This window comes from Sphingobacterium sp. Ag1, from assembly GCF_000988325.1.
GTDB lineage: Bacteria > Bacteroidota > Bacteroidia > Sphingobacteriales > Sphingobacteriaceae > Sphingobacterium.
Genome location: NZ_LBGU01000020.1, coordinates 23,971 through 42,909, shown reverse-complemented (window position 1 = coordinate 42,909; position 18,939 = coordinate 23,971). Strand labels below are relative to the sequence as shown.

Genomic DNA, 18,939 nt, shown 5'->3' with positions numbered 1-18,939 from the left:
GTATGGCCGTATTTAACCTAGATCTATGAAACAAATCACTCTTTTTTGAATTGATTTATTAATCGCTAAATAATAAAACATGCAGTTTGTGAATAAATTAGTGCTTATTCTACTCTATAGTTTGATATTCACTTTTGGACATGCGCAGTCCAGTGTTACCTTGACACATGGACCGCGTAAAATGCAACAGCTAGATACTCTTGTCCGAAAAGGAATCCCTTGGTTGGATGAAACGATAACCGAAGAAAACCGGCTGCCCATGCATACCGATTTTGTGACCTTTCCGAATACGTCTCAGATCGTCAATAGCGATTGGCGTGAATCTTCCGCTTATTTAAGTTTGAATGGTCCCTGGAGATTTAAATGGGCAGATAGTCCGTCAAAATTACCGGCCAATTTTGAATCGTTGACTTATGATGATCATCTTTGGGCTAATTTTCAGGTGCCTGCAAACTGGGAACTCCATGGATATGGTTTTCCGATGTATACGACCTCAGGATTTGAATTCACTTATTTGATCGGAAAACCGAATCCACCGATTGTACCGATGGAGTTCAACCCCACGGCGGTGTACCGCCGAGAGGTAGTCATTCCTGAGGATTGGCAGGGCAAACCTATTATCCTCCATATTGGGGCTGCCAAATCAAATCTATCTGTTTGGGTAAATGGTCAATATGTGGGGTATGGGGAGGATAGCAAATTACCTTCCGAGTTTGATGTAACAACATATTTGAGAAAAGGAAAAAATTTAATCGCAATGCGCGTCATGCGTTGGGGAGTCGCAAATTATTTGGAGGATCAGGACATGTGGCGCCTCAGTGGAATCACACGAGACTGTTATCTGCTGGTACGGCAACCGATATATCTACGTGATATTCAGTTGTCGCCCACCCTCAACGATTCTTTTGATGAAGGACAGTTAAATACTAAGCTGATTTTTAACCAGAGCAGCCAAGAGGAGTTAGAAGCAGAGGTTTCATTACATAGAAATGGTCGGCTTGTGTCAGTTAAAACTGTTAAAGTCTCGGGACAAGAGATGGATATTGCACAGACCATAGAGCGTCCTGCACTATGGTCGGCCGAAATGCCAAATTTATACCGGGTGACTGTTAAGCTAATAGACCGCGAGGGCAAACTCAGCGAGATCGTTCCCCAGCAAGTGGGCTTCCGTCGGGTTGAGATCAAAGAAGGTCAGTTGAACGTGAATGGACAGCCTATACTTATCAAGGGAATAAACAGGCACGAAACAGATCCTGTAACAGGGCATGTGATCTCCAAAGAAAATATGTTGCGTGATGTATAGCTCATGAAAAAATTCAATATCAATGCTGTCCGTACCAGCCACTATCCCAATGCCGAATATTGGTTGCAACTCTGTGATCAATATGGATTGTATGTGATTGATGAGGCTAATATCGAATCTCATGGCATGGGCTATGATCTGTCTTATACGATGGCCAATAGGCCGACCTGGGAAAAGGCACATGTTGCCCGTGTTGAACGTCTTATTCAGCGCGACCGAAATCATCCCAGTGTAATTATTTGGAGCATGGGCAACGAAGCCGGAAATGGCTACAATTTCTATCGGGCCTACCTCCGGATGAAAGAGCTCGATAAAAGTCGCCCTGTACAATACGAAAGGGCTGTGAATAATTATGGCGAATTACGATTTGACTGGAATACTGATCTCATTGTTCCCATGTATGCAAGTCCATCTGCGATGAAAAATTATGCAGCGCGCAACCCTAAGCCCGAAAGGCCCTTTATTCAATGTGAGTATGCCCATGCCATGGGAAATTCATTGGGAAACTTTAAGGATTATTGGGACATCATTCGGGCAAATAAAGGAATATTCCAAGGTGGATATATCTGGGATTTTGTGGACCAATGTTTTATTAAAATCAACGCTAAAGGCGATACGGTTTATACCTATGGTGGAGACTATGAGCCTAAGGAAGCCATAACGGACTGGAATTATGCTTCCAAAGGCATTTTTTATGCTAATAGGACACCCTATCCGCATGCCTGGGAAATGAAGAAAGTATATCAAGATATCCATAGCAGCCTAATGAACGAGAAAAAGATACAGGTTTACAATGAACGTTTTTTTACTGGACTTGACAATGTTGAACTTCAATGGGAGCTTATTGTTAACGGAAAGAAAGCCCAATCTGGTTTAATCAGTCACTTGAATGTGTTGCCGCAACAATCTGGTGTGCTGTCTATCCCTTATCAAACAGATGCACGTGGGGAGAAATTTCTGAATCTGACTTATCGATTAAAAAAAGCCGAACCCCTACTTCCTATGGGTCATATTATTGCAACCGAACAGTTGTCTTTAGGCGGTGTTTTTCAACCTAAGACAACCATTGTGGCGCAGGGGAAAATCAAGACTGAGCGAAAAGATGGAAATCTGATTATCTCGGCAAAGCAGCTGCAGATGGAGTTTGACCTTAAATCAGGATGGCTGACCAGATATCATTACAAAGGACGGGATTTAATGGATGAGCATGCTTTATTTAAGACTAATTATTGGCGTGCGCCGAATGATAACGATTTCGGTGCAAATACGCCTGAAAAACTGAAATCTTGGAAACAGGTTACGGATTCTATTGAATTACTTGAAATTAGATCCGAATTAATCGATAGCCTGGTCTATGTCTATGCGGCCTACAAAATGCCTCAGGTATATGGACAGTTAGCAATGGAATACTGCATTAATCAACGGGGTGAAATGCGCATTTCTCAATCATTCACGGCTGACACCACAAAAAAGGTTGCTGTTCTGCCACGTTTCGGCATGCAATGGATCATGCCTGCTGGCTTTGAGGCCATTAATTACTACGGTAGGGGACCACAGGAGAACTACATCGACCGTAATTTTGCATCGCATGTCGGAATTTATAAACAGACCGTCGATAAACAGTATTTTCCTTATGTAATGCCACAGGAGACAGGTAATAAGACCGATGTCAGGTGGATGGAAGTAAGAAATAAGCAAGGTCAGGGATTGTTTTTTACGGCAGATTCCACTTTCAGTATAAGTGCTTTGCATTATTTTGACAAGGATTTGGACGATGGTCCCAAGCGACAACAACGCCATGCAGCTGACCTTGTCAAAAGGAAACAAACGCAAGTTAATATTGACCTCAGACAAATGGGCGTAGGGGGAATCAATAGCTGGGGAGCATGGCCGCTTCACGAATATACATTGCCGTACAGAGATTATTCATTCTCTTTTGTCATAAAACCAGTCGAATAATTATAGCGTCCTGTACAGCGAAAGCGTTTGTAGTTGTTGTACAGGGCTTATTTTATTTGTTGGCAATGCAGCCTAGTGCCGATCGACATGGAATTCATTCTGAAATGCTTTTCGGTACTTTTTGACATAGTCGGATGGTGTATGGCCAAACAATTTGCTGAACTGCTGTCTAAAGTAGCGCTGATCGTAAAAACCTGTTAAGTTAGCTACTTCATTAATTTTCGAATCTGTCAATATAAGCATTTCTGCAGCCTTTTTGAGTCGTACCGACCTGATAAATTCATTGATCGATTTGCCTGAAATCGTTTTAATTTTTTTATAGAGTGAAGAATGACTCATTCCCGTTTTTTCGGCAAGGCTTATAACGGTCAATTCTTCCAGTAGGTTCTCTTCAATAATTTCAATGCACCGTTCTATGAATAGCTTGTCTGTGATTGGTATTTTTAGCTCATTGGACTGTAATGTAATCGCGTTAAGGAAAAAGTCCTGAAGGTTCTTTTTGTTTTGAAGTAATGTTTTGACCCGAAGCGACAATATCTCCGAATCAAATGGCTTGTGGATATAATCATCGGCACCATATTGAATTCCGGCTAACTTCGTACTGTCAGAGGTACTTGAGGTAAGCAGGATGATTTGAATATGGTTGAGCGTAGCATTAGATTTTACGGCTTTGCAGAGTGACAATCCATCCATCTCTTCCATAATAATATCACTTATGACCAGATCAGGTTGTTTTCCCTTAATCATAGCTAATGCCTGAACGCCATTATGGGCACTATAGATTGTATATTCTGCCTTAAAAATGTCGGCAAGATAGCTGCGGATCGCATCGTCGTCGTCAACCAATAAAATACTAAATTTTTTGCTTGATATAGCCGTTGGAAATGTGGGAGCGGTTTCCGTCACCACTTGTGCATCGTATAGCATTTGAATTCCCGACTCGTTGCGGGGCGCTACATCTGCCAATGGTTCTTCGGCCGGCATTCGTTGTGCCACGATAGGCAAAACGAGGTTGAATGTTGTTCCCGCTGTTGCTGAACTGGTATAACTTATTTTTCCGGTGTGCATTTCAACAAAAGTTTTGACCAGGTACATGCCGATCCCGAATCCCGTTTGTTTTTTGGGGCCATTCAATGGATCCGAAAAATATTTGTCGAATATTCTATCGCCAAGATGTTCGGGGATACCCTTTCCCGAGTCCTTGATCTGAATGGTTAATTCCTGACCCTGTTGCGATAGAGCAATATGAATAGCGCCATCGGAAGGCGTAAATTTAAAAGCATTTGATATGAGATTGCATAAGATGATCTCAATTTTTTCTTTGTCCGCATTGACAAAGACCGGACCGGAATCTTCCTGGAACTGATAATCTATCTTTTGTAATTTTGCCTGGGCCGCGAAATATAGAAATATTTCTTTCATAAAGCTTTGGCAGTCGAAAATGCTGGTTTTGAGCTGTTCGGCACCATCCTCTGTTTTTCTAAATACAAGCAGCTGGTCCACCAAGCTCAGCAGCCTTTTGGCGTTCCTGTGTACAACCTGAAGGGAAGCCCTGTCTTCAGACTCTTTATTGGTCTTCAGCAGATCTTTAATCGGATTTATAATTAAAGTCAACGGTGTTCTAAATTCATGCGATATATTGGTAAAAAATGCGTGCCTCTTTTCATTGAGTTCTCTTTCCTTTTGGATGGTGAATTTTGAAAGCTGTATTTCATAATTTAAAGCGATTTGCCTCCTTCGGTAGCGCAGATACCATAGCCCCATATAGATAATAGCCAGCGTGTAAAGCAAGTAGGCCCACCAGCTTCTATACCAAGGCGGGAGAATTTGAATATCGAGCTTAATCTGCTTATTCGTCCATTTGCCTTCCGAGTCGGTCGATTGAATAAGCAGGGTATAATTTCCTTCATGTAGACCATTGTAATTTATCGATCGGGTAGAACCGGCATCGTTCCATTGCTTGTCTAAACCTTCCAAGCGGTATCTATATTTTATCTTTTGTGGCGAATCAAACTCCAAAGCGGCAAACTCCAGCGAAAACGTGGATTGATTGTAGGGGAGGGTCAGTTTGTGTATCGCATTATCTTTTCCAATATCGACCCGGTCGTTCTGTTCTGCCATCTTTTTATTGTTAATTTTAAGGCTGGTGATTGCTAATGCAGGGTCATAAATTTTCAGTTTGATACTATCTGCATCAAAGATGTTAAAACCGTTGTTTCCTCCGAAAAGAAGATGGCCATCTTTGAGCTTAAGCGCTGCCCCATAGGAAAACTCGTTACTTTGAAGCCCATCCGTTTCCTCGTATCGTACAATTTTTCTAGTGGAAGGATCGAACTTCGAAAGGCCATTAAAGGTGCTTAACCATAGTTTTCCGGTTTTATCTTCCAAAATATTAAGTACGGCATTGTTACTCAAACCTTCATTTGTGGAATAATTTTCGACAATCTTTTTTGATTTGCTATCAAATGCCAAGAGCCCTTTACCTTCTGTTCCTAACCAAAGTCTGTTATTTTTTCCGAGCTGAATGGCACGAACAGGTTTTCCGATTAAATATCTGGCGCTTTTTCGTGTCTTCTTGTTTAGCTGTATGATCTCATTGTAATTCCCCATCCAGATATTACCTTGTTTATCATCAATCATGCAATTGATATCATAGATGTCTTCGCTGAAGACTTCAAATTGGTCGCTTGTCGGATTATATGTATATACTCTTCCTTCAGAAAATGTCGCTGCCCAGATTTTCTCATCCTGATCCTTATAAAGCAGCTGTACACTGTTATTTACGACCCCATTTGGCGTCCTGCAAATATAATATTTAAAACCCGAGCCTTTTGCGTAACGCGCTATGCCTCTTTCGGTTGCGATCCATAGGTCTCCGTTAGTTCCGGTCAAAAGATGGTTTACCGTATTGTCTGGCAATTGCTGTGGTTCTTTTTGAAAAGACTGAACCTGATTGGTCTTGTTATCCCATACATAAAGGCCATCACCTTCGGTACCAATCCAGATCTTGTTATCATACTCAACGAAAGAACGTACAAATTTGTGCGCTAAGTTAAATCCTGCATAATGTTTCTGCTGTAAATAGTTAAATTTATAGCTATTGTTATCAATGGTCTCAATGCCGCCCTTTCCGGTGCCGATCCATATTTTACGTTGGGAGTCTATGTAAATCGTATAAATGGTTTTGATATTCAGTGAAAATTGTACGGGCTGTAGATCATTTTTGTTTGCTGCTTTTCCATGAGATAGGTTAAGTATAAAAATCCCATTGTTTTGGGTGGCTAACCAAAGTTTGTTTTGCCCCTCCAGCGTCAGCATGTTGATCTGGCTCGATTTAAGCTCCTGCGGATACAAAGCCGAAAACATATGGTCTTTGATTTTCCAAACAAATAGCCCCTCGTAATTACCAATAAAGAGTTCACCGCTGTTTGTGCTAGCCATACAGGTTGCACTCGTAATAGCCTTCGATACAAGATTCAACTGCTGAGTTTTTTTGTCGAACACATATAAGCCATTTCCCTCTATAAAGACCCATATTCGGCCGGTCGCGTCAATATGTGTGGCCGATACATGGTAGTATAAGGTGGATAGGTTTGATTTATAATCTTTAAAAGCAATTTGAATGGCATGTGCTTCTTGATGACTTTTGTAAAATAGCCCCCAGCCGTTTGTGCCGATATAAATATTATTGTCACTGTCGATTTGAATGGATTTCGTGTCGGCATTGAGATGGTATGACCGTTTTGTTTTTTGGTCTATATAATTTAAACGGGTGAAGGTATCAAAATTTCGGTCGTATATTCCAATTCCTTGACCAGTTCCTATCCATAATTTTTTATTATGGTCTTCTGCTATGCAATAGATATAATTATGTGGAATGCTGTTTTCGTTATTTAGCTGATTTCTATAGGTTTTTATATCATAGCCGTCGAACCTGTTTAGTCCGTCGTAGGTGCCAAACCACATAAAGCCCTGACTATCCTGAAATATAGATTTTACTGAACTATTCGATAAACCTTTATTCATTTCCTTGGGGAATTGCGCGTCGGTCAACGTGCTTGTGTGAACAAGGATGAGAATGAATATCAGGATCAAGGCCTGACGAGAAGATAGGAGTCTGTTCAAACTAGGCATGTTAGCAGCTATGTTAGTATGGTATTTCCGATATCAGATAACTTATCGATTTTTCTTTAGCATAGGTAATTATCTTGCAAAGGACTTTTACGATCGGAAAAAGTCAATTTGAAGATAATAAAGTTAAAGATACGATTGTTTTTTAAATAAGTGTGTATTTTACGTTTATTTAAAAAGAGCTGTTTTACGACCAATTTTTGCTTTCACAAAGCAAAAAGAGAGCGGCACCAAAGTAAGTGTCTCTATTGAAATAGTGTACAACCAATTTAAAATATGGTGATGCCGGTGGCGAGCAAAATGTACAAATTGATAGTAAATTCACCGTATCAGGATAAGATGTATACTCATTTGTAGTATACGTTTCCTCAAAGCGCAGGAGCCAGCATTTAATATAGTGTACGCATGTGAACGCTATTGTTATAAATTGTTAGCATCCGTACATCTACGCAAAGGCGTCGTTTTTTTGAAGCTTATGCCAATAATAATGTCGGAGATCTTAGTGAGGTGTTTCATCGTGATGTAAAATGGATATCCCAGGTGCAAACCCTTGAAGTTTCTTTTCTTCGTGCATCTACCTCATCAATGTTCTCAATTTTTTTCCTGCCTCAGATCTTTATTCCGATCGAAGAACCAGCTTTTAAAAGTAGAAAAAATGTATATCTAGGCCCAGTGTGGGCGGTATTGGCCGTTGAGGGCCCATGCGATTATCTCTTGGATTTATAGAAAGTGGCTTCATTATTGTAATCAACTCGGTTGTCGAGAAAGCATTGGAATAGCTTATGTTATTCTAAATCGTAAAAATCAAACAGAGGTATGGGTAAAATTACATATTACATCTGTTTTCAGGCTGATGATTTACCGAATGTGGCTGGAATTCTTTAGTTTTGGCTATTTGTTTAGGTTAAGATTACACCACGGCCTCCTTGGCATAAGAACGTTTGGAAAAACGCAGAAATACGGACGAAAAATGATATTGAAAAAAAGAATGAGCTACAACTATCTTAAATACCTTTTTACAGGAACACTTTCGGCTTTGCTGGTTACAGGCTATGCGCAGGAAGTGGGTAAACAGCAGAAAGATAAGAAAGAGAAACCACAGCAGCAAAGTGTGCAAAGTGGCGCTGGTGAAGTTCAAACCATGGATTCCATTGATGTCGTACGTGATTACCGGCCCATGCTGGCTGATGCCGTTAAGGTACGCCGCAGCCCGGATATGACGCTTATCAACCGTGATGCTATTGAGACCGAACTGCGCCAGATTGCCACTGCCACCTATTTAGCACAGCAAAAATATAAACAGGCCTATTACCACGAATTGATGCAACGGCATTCGGACGCGTCACAAAGCAATATCGATAATTATCGCATCAGCTACCTAGCTTACGGGGCCGGCGAATACAAAAGAGCGAGCGGTATGTTGGAGGCCATAAAACCTTCGGATGCCTTTTATCAGGGGGCCATCATGACCTTAGGTCATATCGCACTGGAGACGGGCGACAAGCAAGCTGCACGTAATGCTTTTGTCAAAGCAACAAAGCTGGATTTGGACCGGCAAGTGAAGGCCGATGCGCTGTTTAACTATGCTAAAATCTTGTTTGCAATGGACTCCACCCAAGCTGCGCAAAAAGTCCTCGAGAAATATATCGCCCAGGAAGTGAAACCTATCGATCCGGGTTCAAAAAGAAAGGAAAGTGCGGAAACATTATCCGCTGAAATTCTTCGGGGGACGACCAATTTCCACGCTGGTGTCAGTATGCTGGAATCGTTAAAAGAGCGCGGTCGGGAAGTCAATGCGATCTATCAAAAGGTAACCTACTACCGAGGATTGGAGTTTTATAATGAGCGTGCTTTCGAAAATAGCATATCCATGTTTATGCGATCTGAAAAGTTTCCGGTCAATGCTGAAATGGCAGCTCTTGCGACCTATTGGAAAGCAGAAGCCATGTATGAAGTGCGCAAATTTGGTGAAGCCGTAGAAAACTTCTCCGAGTTTCTAAGCCTGCCCGTCGCTCCGAATACTGATGTCTATAATTATGCCAACTATGGGCTCGCGTATGCGGCATACCGAAACAACCGTTTTGAGTTGGCAGCCAAATATTTTGAACGCTTTCTGGCTGCTGGAGGAAATACGGTGGATCAAAATATACGCTATGATGTTATTGCACGTCTAGGTGATTCGTATTTGTGTCTGCGCGACTACGGTCGGGCAAACAAGTACTACGACCAGCTGATTAATAGCAAAGCGCCAAACCAGGATTATGCCTTCTTCCAGCGTGGTATTTTATTTGGTCTACAAGGCGACAATGAAACCAAGCTCAGTACGCTGCGGTCAGTGCTGAAACAATTTCCATCTTCGAACTATGCAGATGATGCGGCCTTTGAAATTCCCTACACTTATTTCACGATGGGTGATTATGGCCGCGCTATCGAAGGGCTGCAAGCAATGGTCGAAAAGTACCCCCGTAGCAGTTATATTCCCCGCGCCTTAATGACCATAGGGCTCGTGCAGTACAATAACGATGAGCCCGAAGCGGCGAAAGCGACTTTCGAGAAGGTGGTGGAGAAATATACCCGAACTGCTGAGGCAGAGCAGGCCATGCGTTTCATTGAAAACATCTACCTCGATCAGGGGGATGCTTCAAGCTATATCCGTTATGCCGTGGGTACCAATGTCAGCAATCTGAGTCCTGCGGAATTGGATAATATGGCTTTTCAGGCCGCACAGTCTCTATTCGCCAGGGGAGAATACGGAGCCGCTGTAGAAGCCATCAATGCGTATTTCGATAAATTTCCAAAACCCAAACAAGAAAAATTCGCCCGTTACATCCGTGGGGTGAGTTCGTACCGTACTGGGCATCCACAGGAAGCACTGCATGATCTGAATATCATCCTGAACGACTGGACGAGCAAGTATTCAGAAAATACCTTGCTGACGGTGGCTGCGCTGTACCTGGACCTCAAGGAATACAACGAGGCCATTGTGCACCTCAAAAAATTGGAGCTCAACGAAGAATATAAAAAGAACTATGGCTACGCAGTAACGAACCTGATGGTGTGTTACTTCGAACTCGGCGATATGGAGCAAATGGCCAAGTACGTAAGTCTGATTAAGAATTACAACGGCGCAACCGAGGAGGAAATTGCGAAAGCGCATCTGTACAGTGGGAAAGCCTTGCTAAAAGATAAGAATGTAGCGGCTGCCATGAAAGAATTTAACCTGGCCGCGCTGAAGAGCCAGTCGGCAGTCGGCGCAGAGGCGCGCTATCGCGTGGCACTAATGCAGTATGATAACAAAGAATATGATAAAGCGCTGGAAACAGCCTTTGATGTGATCAACAATCGGGAAGCACAGGAATACTGGGTGGCCAAGAGCTTCCTATTGCTTGCTGATGCCTATGCGCGTAAGGGCAATACCTTCCAAGCGAAGAGTACCTTGAAAAGTGTGATTGACAATTATGATAAAAACGATGATATCGTGCCCGCGGCGAAAGAGCGCTTACAGAAACTGAAGTAAAACGTTGTAGAATTTGTCCGTAAGACAGATTTGAGGATGTTTGTCCATTTATACCGAATAACAATGGCATTGTAGTACATGCCGTTTGGAAAAGCCCGATTGTTATCGGGCTTTTTTATTTTCGCTATCCTTTTCGTCTCATTTTTTTTGCTTCTGTAAATACCGTGTGCGCATAATTGATACGGTCTCTATTTAACGCTTTATCCATTGTACGGATGCGGACAATACGTTTCTAAACTGTTCGCAAGCACACATTTACTTTTTAAAAGAAGATTAATAAAAGGCCATTTTAAGGCCCAGAAAGCACAAATATACGCCTTGGGCCGACTGGTATAGTGTTTGGCATGTGGTTGTCGAAATGTGTCCGAAATTTCTTCGGCATGCTTCCGCATCGAAATCTCTTGTAGGTAAATGACAATTCACCGAGTTTCTTCGATCACTGGTCTAAAGACCATGGGGTAAATGCATATTAAACAAAAGTTTTGGACCCACAAGTAGAAACACGATAACTAACACAATAAAATTAAGATATCATGAAATCATTCGTAAGAAATTGCACTGCAGTAGCTTTAATCGCCTTGTCCACATTCACCATGGCAGCTGAAAGAGGGGGAGACAAATCAGAAAAGACAAACATTAATCTTTCCACGGCAGCCTTAGCATTGGATCACTATCTTGCAGTCACCACCAAGGGGGAATCGGCTGGAGTGGAGCAGTTGTTTACGGATGATTTCAATCAAAAGATACAGGCTAACAGCAAATTGACGTATAGTCGCAGTGCTGTGATTAAATCGTTGAAAAATCAAAACGGAGAAAAGCTGAATTGCAAGGTGAATATCAAGATCGTAGAAAAATCAGGAGATTATATGATTGCAAAAATTGCACTGAAATTTGACAGCTTTAGCATGACAGACCTCGTGACATTGGTTTACGAGAATGGCAATTGGAAGGTGTCCAGGTCAATTCATTCCTACCAATAAGAGTCATTGCTTATGAATACATATGTTGTGAAGCCAGGTCGAGCGATGTGGCTTTTTCGGATTTATGTCCTTTTGTTTCGCTATTTGAAATTTCGATAAGGTTCCAATTTGTATAGTAGGAATAGCAACCTATGTGAATAGTTTTATTGGACTACAAACATAAGCGAGGCTAAGCCTCGCTTATGTTTGCATATTTAAATCTAAGAAAACGGTGATCCCCAAATTACAGATCGCCATTGGCAAGCATATGCCTATACATAATTTTGCAGCTTCCGAAGAATCCTGAGCAGGAGTTTTGTACATAGGTTTCCGACGTGTGGGTAGCTACCACTTCGCCGCTACTGTTGTAAACATTCAATACGTAAACACATCTAATCAATTTCGCATTTGTTGCCTTTGTCTCTCCGGTAGCCTTAGCCTCGGCGATAGTTTTGGTCGGGATGTTGGCGGTTGTTTTTACATCTACATTTTCTTTGGCGGCTTTTGCTCCAGTGCCGGCGAAGGCCACGCTTGATAGCGCAGCTAGGGCTACCAAACTCATCAATAACTTTTTCATTGTTTTTAAGTTTTATTTGTTAAATAATGTATGCCTTTTTGGGCATATTTTAATTATCTAATACTAAAAGTAATCACAAGAAATTTGACTGGGCTGATCAATTCGTATCCGTTAGAGTTGATCTAATATTCGCTCTTATTTAGTTGATATTTAGTTTACTCAGTAAACTGAAAGCTGCTCAAAAATTAGACTTAGTATTCCTACATATTTTCGACTCCCAATTCCGGCCATTCACCGAGTTTTCCTGAGCGTTGGTCTAAAGTTTGTAGGCTGTAGGTGTAAGAGCCATCCTTTACAAATATATAAGTTGTGAAGAGACGTCTAGCGATGTGGCTTTTTGAGTTGTTTTGAAGCGATCGGAACTTCACTTTTCGGTAGTTGTATTCTACCGCTTAACTTGTGTACTTTTCACGCAGATAATACCGGAGGGAAGTCTAAGTTTGTTTGTATAAGAATTTAAAACAACAATATAATGACAAAACGATTTCTAATCAAAAAGACACTGCTAGATCTGTGTAGGGAAATTTATTGGTTTAATTTCCTGGGTATGACTTACTTATTTATTAATGTATCAAAATGATTACAAATTAATTTGATTATTTAATGGTTTAAAAATATTAGTATTATTATATTTATTTTTAATTAAAACACCAAATTTACAAAAGTATTATTATGAAAAGCAAAAGCTCTCTAGCTCTTTTAATTTCCTTACTGTGTCTTTCCAGTTGCAAAAAGGACACTATTCTAGTTCCATCGGAAAATACTAAATTATCAAAAAAAGCAACTCAAACTGGTGTGAACAATGTAGTTACTCCATATTTTGACTGGGAGACGAATACAAATATCGCTTTGCCTGGCGGAGGTACCAGAATTTTGCCTTGGTATAGTAGTGCAATTACCGCGATTCCTAGCTATATTTTGAACGACTATAAAAAGGCTGACGGTTGGGAGCTAGTCTATAACCTATGCCAAACACCTGGACAAGTGGGACAAAATTATTTTATCTTGTACAACAAATTCACTGGTATTTTGCGTACGTTCTATTTTTTGAATGATAATGTTACTTCAGGATCAAATGGTATGTGGGGAATATCTTTGACAGGAAATAATGCACTGTTGAACAATGCTGGATATTTTGCTTCAGCTATGGATGAAAAAAACTCGAACCCCACCTTCATTTCTTCCAATATTACAAACGAGAGCATTGCCAAAACTATAAATCGGGGATGGAATGCTTTCGACACAGAGTTTACTTATGATAGTGGTGTCACTCAACCTGTTTATTTCTTCATATCCACGTATAATAAAAATATTCAGGATGTAGCATTGACTGGAGACTTGGATCTAAATTCAAATGGAACTATAGTTACATCTTCATCCAAAAATTCATGGGCTGATGCACGTAGTTCCGCAGCTAAATCAGCTGGATCAGCCGCTAAAAAGTATGTTAACGATAAACTTTCAACATCAGCATCTTCGATTATTAAACTTGCGGCCTCCGCGATAAGTGGCGTTGTTTCCGGAGGAGTAAGCGAATTGGTAGGAGCTGGTATTAACTTACTATTTGGATCTTTTATAGGCAAAAAGTCAGCTGATACTTCGACGACCCAAAAGCTTGAATTTAAGACTCAAGGAACAGTAAGTTTAAATGGTACAATTACTGGAAGCGAGGCAACTAACGTTTCCCCGGTAGCAAATCTGTTATTACCAGGGACCGATTTTACAAGCGTTAATAATACCTTGTATCCGTATTTTAACAAGCGATTCGGAGTTTGGAATTTAAAGAAAACACCTAAGGTATTAATGCCTAAGACAGCTCAGTTTTTAGAAGGTACCAATGACCAATATATTAGATCAGTAGACATCGATCCATCATCAATCCAAGTCGAAATAAATCCAGATCTTTTATCTGAAATAAGTAATTATACTATTTCTAGTGATTTGTTTTACTATGAAAAATTCAATAATAGTCTTCAATGGAATGGACCTTCTGGTCCAGGTATAATTTATAATTTTAATCAGAATTTAGCCTATGATGATGGTAAGAATGTAATTCTTAAAAACGCTTATGCTCAAGTTTTTTCAGGACCAACTCCACCGGCACAGACAGATCCAACTCAGGATTACGAAACTCCTTTAATGAATACAAACTTCACCTCGAATAAGTTTGTCGTGAAGGTTACGGTAACCCTTTATCCAAAGAGTGGCTACAATCAAGATCCTATCGTTATTACTAGATCATATTTGCCGACATACGAGCTTTACGATTAATAATAGTTACTTCTCACTTATAAACCACATCCTCGGATGTGGTTTTTTTATAGTATAGGTAGTATCCATTTTCGCTATAGCAGCTGAAGGGCCAGGCTCAAAATTAGCGAAAACTAACGTTAACCTTTCCACAGCATACTTGGCTCTGAGTCGATATGTTGCCGTAACCGCTGAAGAAGAATCGGCAGTGGTAGTGTAAATGCGGGAGCCGACAAACCACTAGTGAATCATATATTCATTAAAGCCACATCGGGAAATGTGGCTTTTACGTCAAAAGGGCCTGATTCTCATCAGCCCCTTTCACTTAGTATTTTCTTGTTTAGCAATTATTAAACAGACCCATGGTTTTCAAAAAGCCAATGTTGTTATCTTGGGAGAATACCTTACTTACCTAATGCCTTGACGATAGCCATGCCTACAGCCTTGGCTGATTGTGGATTTTGGCCAGTGATCAATCCGCCGTCAACGGTAACATGGGACTGCCAAGGTTCGGATTTTTCATAAATCCCACCTATTGCCTTTAGCCTATCCTCTAGTAAAAAGGGGACTACATTGCTAAGCTTGACAAGCTCTTCCTCTTCGTTGCTAAAGCCATTGACTTTTTTCCCTTTTATCAAATATTCGCCGGTGCTCAGTTTGATGTTGGTTAAGCCTGCAGGTCCATGACATACAGCTGCAACAAGACCATTTGCCTCGTATATCTTGCTGGCAATCCTTGCGATTGATGAATTGAAAGGAAGATCCCACATCGCACCATGTCCTCCGGCATAAAAGATAGCTTTATATTCTTCAGGTTTTACCTGAGAAGGTTTGAGTGAATGGGTGATTTTACTATGGTAGTATTTATTCTCCCAGAATTTTTTGTTAACGGGATCATTTAGGTCAAATCCATCCACAGGTGGATTTCCGCCCTGTGGGCTAACGAAATCAATCTCATATCCAGCAGCTGTTAAAACCTCCCATGGATGCGAAACTTCGCCGAGATAATAACCTGTTTTTTCGCCTGTATTGCCTTTTGTATCGTGACTAGTGACTACGAATAGAATTTTTGGTTTTCGGTTTGTTGCATAGCAATGCGTTACTATTAGGATTAATAAAGCCGAAAATATTCCTATTTGCCTAAAGAGTTGTTTTGCTTTCATATCGATTTGATTTTCTTCTTGTTGGAACAAATTTCTTGATTTTGTATGGTAATTTACCGTGACCTACATCACAAAATTAAAATTCACCTCCCCATTCCGGCCATTCACCGAGTTTTCCCGATCGTTGGTCTAAAGCCCGTAGGCTAGGGACCTATTGTGTTGTAGTTTTGAGTCAACAAATAAGAACAACAGAACTAACACAATAAAATAAAGAAATTATGAAAACGCTAGTAAAAACATTCGCAGCAGCAGCCCTAATCGCCGTATCAACTTTCGCAATGGCAGCTGAAGGACCGGGAACGAAATCGGCAAAAGCAAACGTTAACCTTTCCACAGCAGACTTGGCACTCGATCACTACGTTGCGGTAACTACAGAGGGAGAATCAGCAGGGGTAGAGCAGTTATTCGCCGACGATTTCAGCCAAAAGATCCAAGCTACCAATGCACAGTCTAACAGCCGTAGTGCCGTAGTTAAACTATTGAAAAAGCAAAAAGGCGAAAAGCTGAACTGTACAGTAAGCACTGATATCATCGAGGAATCGGCAGACTATATGGTTGCTAAAGTAACCTTGAAATTTGAAAACTTCACCAAGACTGACCTGGTTACTTTGGAGCGTGTGGGCAATGACTGGAAAGTTTCCAAATCAATTAACTCGTATAAGTAGAAGCCATCTCAAATAAATATATATATGTTGTAGAGCCATATCGGAAGATGTGGCTTTTTTATTTTGGCCTGTAAAAACTAGGAATGATAAAAAGATAGGTCTTCTTTTTTGCCTTTTATCAAATTTTTGAACCTAGAAGAAGGGTAGCTTTGGGATAATAAATAATCAATTATGAAAAAGCACAGTTTCTTAATGGAAAAACTAGTAAAATATAGAGCGTTTATTAATATCATAACAATACTGCTTTTGCTGCTTTTACCTCTAACTGGTGAAAAGCTTACGCTCCTTTTTTTTATGGTGCTATTTCTTGCTCTATTTCAATTTTTTACTTGCCTGAATTATGTTGATTTCATCAACATGTGGGACTTAGTTGTTCAAGCTCTACTGGCGGTTATTTATATTCTAATCTGTACAACAGTTTTACTGCGTTCGTTATATATCATAAAAAGAAGACTGGGAACTACATTAGATAGGATATTTTCGATAGTTATAGGGATGGCAGGTCTTTATAGCCTACATGCTGTCCTACAATACCCGGATATGTTTTCTTTTGCTTGGCTTGCATTATTTTTCATTTTCAATATAATGAGGTGGATGCTTATAACAAAGGCTGATTATTAGCGGATGATAGGTTTATTGTTGCAAATAAAGGATCCCGAAAACTAGGGGCAGTACGTTTCAGTTTAGTTTAGAAGCCAGGTCGAGAGATCTAGCTTTTCTTACGTCAAAAGGGCCTGATTCTCATCAGACCCTTTCTCTTAGCGTTTAGTTGTACAGTAATTTTTATGTTTCCTATCGTTTCCTCTTTTTTGTTTCGTCATCCAATGTTTTTAAAGACTCTTGGATTTTCACTGTACGACGCCAATTTTTATGTCGAACCTTTCTTTCGAAAGGTAGCTTGTAGCCGCTTTGTATGGTAAGAACAGCTGTCGAGTTGAAATAGTTTTATTGGAGTAAATTATTTTTGATAACTTGATGTGAGGGCAACTGTTTCAATAAAGTATTTTAGAAGTACGCAGCGTTGTAAGTTTTGTTTTTCAGTTCGTTGTCTATATTTTCACGTTAATTGTTTTGTATAACTATAAATATTAAAGGTTTTTTTTGAATTAACTTATGGGAATTAGTTTTTTAGTATATGTGTTAATTTACTTTTTTAAAGGAAGTTTAACTTGTTGTTCTGTTAACTGTGTTTATCGAAAAAAAATATAATTTTGGATTTTTTTTCATTCGAAAAAATGTAATTTTTGGGAATTAAATTAAATTTATCACGAAAAAATTTAATCGATCTTCCACAGCATGCTTCGCTTTAGAGCACTATGTTGCGGTCACTACGGAGGGAGAATCAGCAGGAGTAGAGCAGTTAGTCGCTGAAGATTTTAATCAAAAGATCCAAGTTTCCAATGCACAGTCTAACGCCGCAACGAAGTGGTTAAATCCTTGAAAAAGCAAAAAGGAGGAAGCTGAATTGTACAGTAAGCACCGACATCTTAGAAGAATCGGCAGACTATATGGTCGCTAAAGTGGCTTTGAAATTTGAGAATTTCACTAAAACAGATTTAGTTAATTTGGAGCGTGTGGGCAATGACTGGAAAGTATCCAAATCGATCAATTCGTATAAATAGTATCTAAAATAATTAGTGTTCTGCAAAGCTATAGGTAGAGTACTAGCGAATCATATGTTTAAGTTTGGTTTGGAAGCTAGTTCGAGAGATATGGTTTTAGCCATGAAGAATTAAATTGCAGAGTAAAGATTCTCTTTTACGAGAGCTTTTTTGCTGATTATCTAGTTTCAAGATCAGGATCACATTTCCATCTGTATCTTTTTGGAAAAAATAAATGATAATTTTCGTTAATTTCTTTGTTATAAGTGCCTTTTGTTTGCGTTGTTGATTTTTTTCTTATTCCGCCTTACCATTATCTGGTAAATGCAAGTAGTTGTTGTATGAGGTGTTAATTGGTCGAGTGTCGCATGATTTGGTAGGGTTAATTTCCAATCTGATCCGAAAGTTACCATCATACAATACAATTTAATTTCCAAAAGCAGGAAAACCTCTTGGAAAATGCGTCATCTATTTCAAAATTTGAAATGAGCTAAAGCAAAATGCTATTATTCTCCTGCTTTTAAATTATAGTGATTCGGGTATTAGCAAAAGTTATATCGGTTTTTATTTTAAAAGAAAAAAAATATGAAAATAAGAAGTTTCAATCTATTTGATTGCTTTTAAAGGTTTTCTTGCATTAAAATAGTTAGCTGGGAATGTGAGTGTTGTGCAATTTATTTTCTGTTTAAAATTTACGCAATCGATTGATTTAATTTAATATTTTAATATTTGATAACATATATATAATTTAGAGTATAAGTTTAAATTGTAGTAACGCTAGTTATTACTTTTTATACTTTTTAACCAAAATAAA

8 protein-coding genes and 1 pseudogene are annotated in these 18,939 nt (G+C 39.7%); 6 read left to right on the top strand and 3 right to left on the bottom strand.

Annotated features, from left to right (window positions below):
• Window positions 1-79 precede the first annotated feature (79 nt).
• A pseudogene (locus tag AAW12_RS26590) lies at window positions 80-2,047 on the top strand (glycoside hydrolase family 2 TIM barrel-domain containing protein); the annotation flags it as partial.
• Window positions 2,033-3,262, top strand: coding sequence for a beta-galactosidase small subunit family protein (locus AAW12_RS26585; protein WP_316933103.1), 1,230 nt, complete (start codon window positions 2,033-2,035; stop codon window positions 3,260-3,262). The pseudogene AAW12_RS26590 and the gene AAW12_RS26585, both read left to right, overlap by 15 nt.
• A gap of 72 nt (window positions 3,263-3,334) precedes the next feature.
• Here the strand turns inward: AAW12_RS26585 and AAW12_RS02725 are convergent, their stop codons facing one another.
• Complete coding sequence (locus AAW12_RS02725) at window positions 3,335-7,387, bottom strand: hybrid sensor histidine kinase/response regulator transcription factor (protein WP_197083960.1); 4,053 nt, start codon at window positions 7,385-7,387, stop codon at window positions 3,335-3,337.
• Window positions 7,388-8,381: 994 nt separating this feature from the next.
• On the opposite strand from AAW12_RS02725, the gene AAW12_RS02720 reads away from it, so the two are divergent.
• On the top strand, window positions 8,382-10,910 hold the full coding sequence (locus tag AAW12_RS02720; RefSeq protein WP_231585189.1) for a tetratricopeptide repeat protein: 2,529 nt from the start codon (window positions 8,382-8,384) through the stop codon (window positions 10,908-10,910).
• 533 nt (window positions 10,911-11,443) lie between these two features.
• Window positions 11,444-11,890: a nuclear transport factor 2 family protein gene (locus AAW12_RS02715; protein ID WP_084823055.1), complete on the top strand. Its 447-nt coding sequence runs from the start codon at window positions 11,444-11,446 to the stop codon at window positions 11,888-11,890.
• 223 nt (window positions 11,891-12,113) lie between these two features.
• Here the strand turns inward: AAW12_RS02715 and AAW12_RS02710 are convergent, their stop codons facing one another.
• The gene (locus tag AAW12_RS02710; RefSeq protein ID WP_156167519.1) at window positions 12,114-12,431 is read right to left on the bottom strand and encodes a hypothetical protein; all 318 of its coding nucleotides are present in this window, start codon (window positions 12,429-12,431) and stop codon (window positions 12,114-12,116) included.
• Between the two features lie 687 nt (window positions 12,432-13,118).
• On the opposite strand from AAW12_RS02710, the gene AAW12_RS02705 reads away from it, so the two are divergent.
• The gene (locus tag AAW12_RS02705; RefSeq protein ID WP_046672078.1) at window positions 13,119-14,717 is read left to right on the top strand and encodes a hypothetical protein; all 1,599 of its coding nucleotides are present in this window, start codon (window positions 13,119-13,121) and stop codon (window positions 14,715-14,717) included.
• Between the two features lie 383 nt (window positions 14,718-15,100).
• Here the strand turns inward: AAW12_RS02705 and AAW12_RS02700 are convergent, their stop codons facing one another.
• Window positions 15,101-15,859: a type 1 glutamine amidotransferase domain-containing protein gene (locus tag AAW12_RS02700; protein ID WP_084823054.1), complete on the bottom strand. Its 759-nt coding sequence runs from the start codon at window positions 15,857-15,859 to the stop codon at window positions 15,101-15,103.
• Between the two features lie 218 nt (window positions 15,860-16,077).
• On the opposite strand from AAW12_RS02700, the gene AAW12_RS02695 reads away from it, so the two are divergent.
• A complete protein-coding gene (locus AAW12_RS02695) occupies window positions 16,078-16,524 on the top strand; it encodes a nuclear transport factor 2 family protein (protein ID WP_046672077.1) in 447 nt (148 codons plus the stop codon).
• The last annotated feature ends 2,415 nt before the right edge of the window (window positions 16,525-18,939 follow it).

Excerpts from the sequence above, each read along its gene's own strand:
- AAW12_RS02705 (WP_046672078.1), top strand. The coding sequence starts at position 13,119 with ATGAAAAGCAAAAGCTCTCTAGCTCTTTTAATTTCCTTACTGTGTCTT.
- AAW12_RS26585 (WP_316933103.1), top strand. The coding sequence starts at position 2,033 with ATGAAGAAAGTATATCAAGATATCCATAGCAGCCTAATGAACGAGAAA.
- AAW12_RS02720 (WP_231585189.1), top strand. The coding sequence starts at position 8,382 with ATGAGCTACAACTATCTTAAATACCTTTTTACAGGAACACTTTCGGCT.
- AAW12_RS02700 (WP_084823054.1), bottom strand. The coding sequence starts at position 15,859 with ATGAAAGCAAAACAACTCTTTAGGCAAATAGGAATATTTTCGGCTTTA.
- AAW12_RS02715 (WP_084823055.1), top strand. The coding sequence starts at position 11,444 with ATGAAATCATTCGTAAGAAATTGCACTGCAGTAGCTTTAATCGCCTTG.
- AAW12_RS02695 (WP_046672077.1), top strand. The coding sequence starts at position 16,078 with ATGAAAACGCTAGTAAAAACATTCGCAGCAGCAGCCCTAATCGCCGTA.
- AAW12_RS02710 (WP_156167519.1), bottom strand. The coding sequence starts at position 12,431 with ATGAGTTTGGTAGCCCTAGCTGCGCTATCAAGCGTGGCCTTCGCCGGC.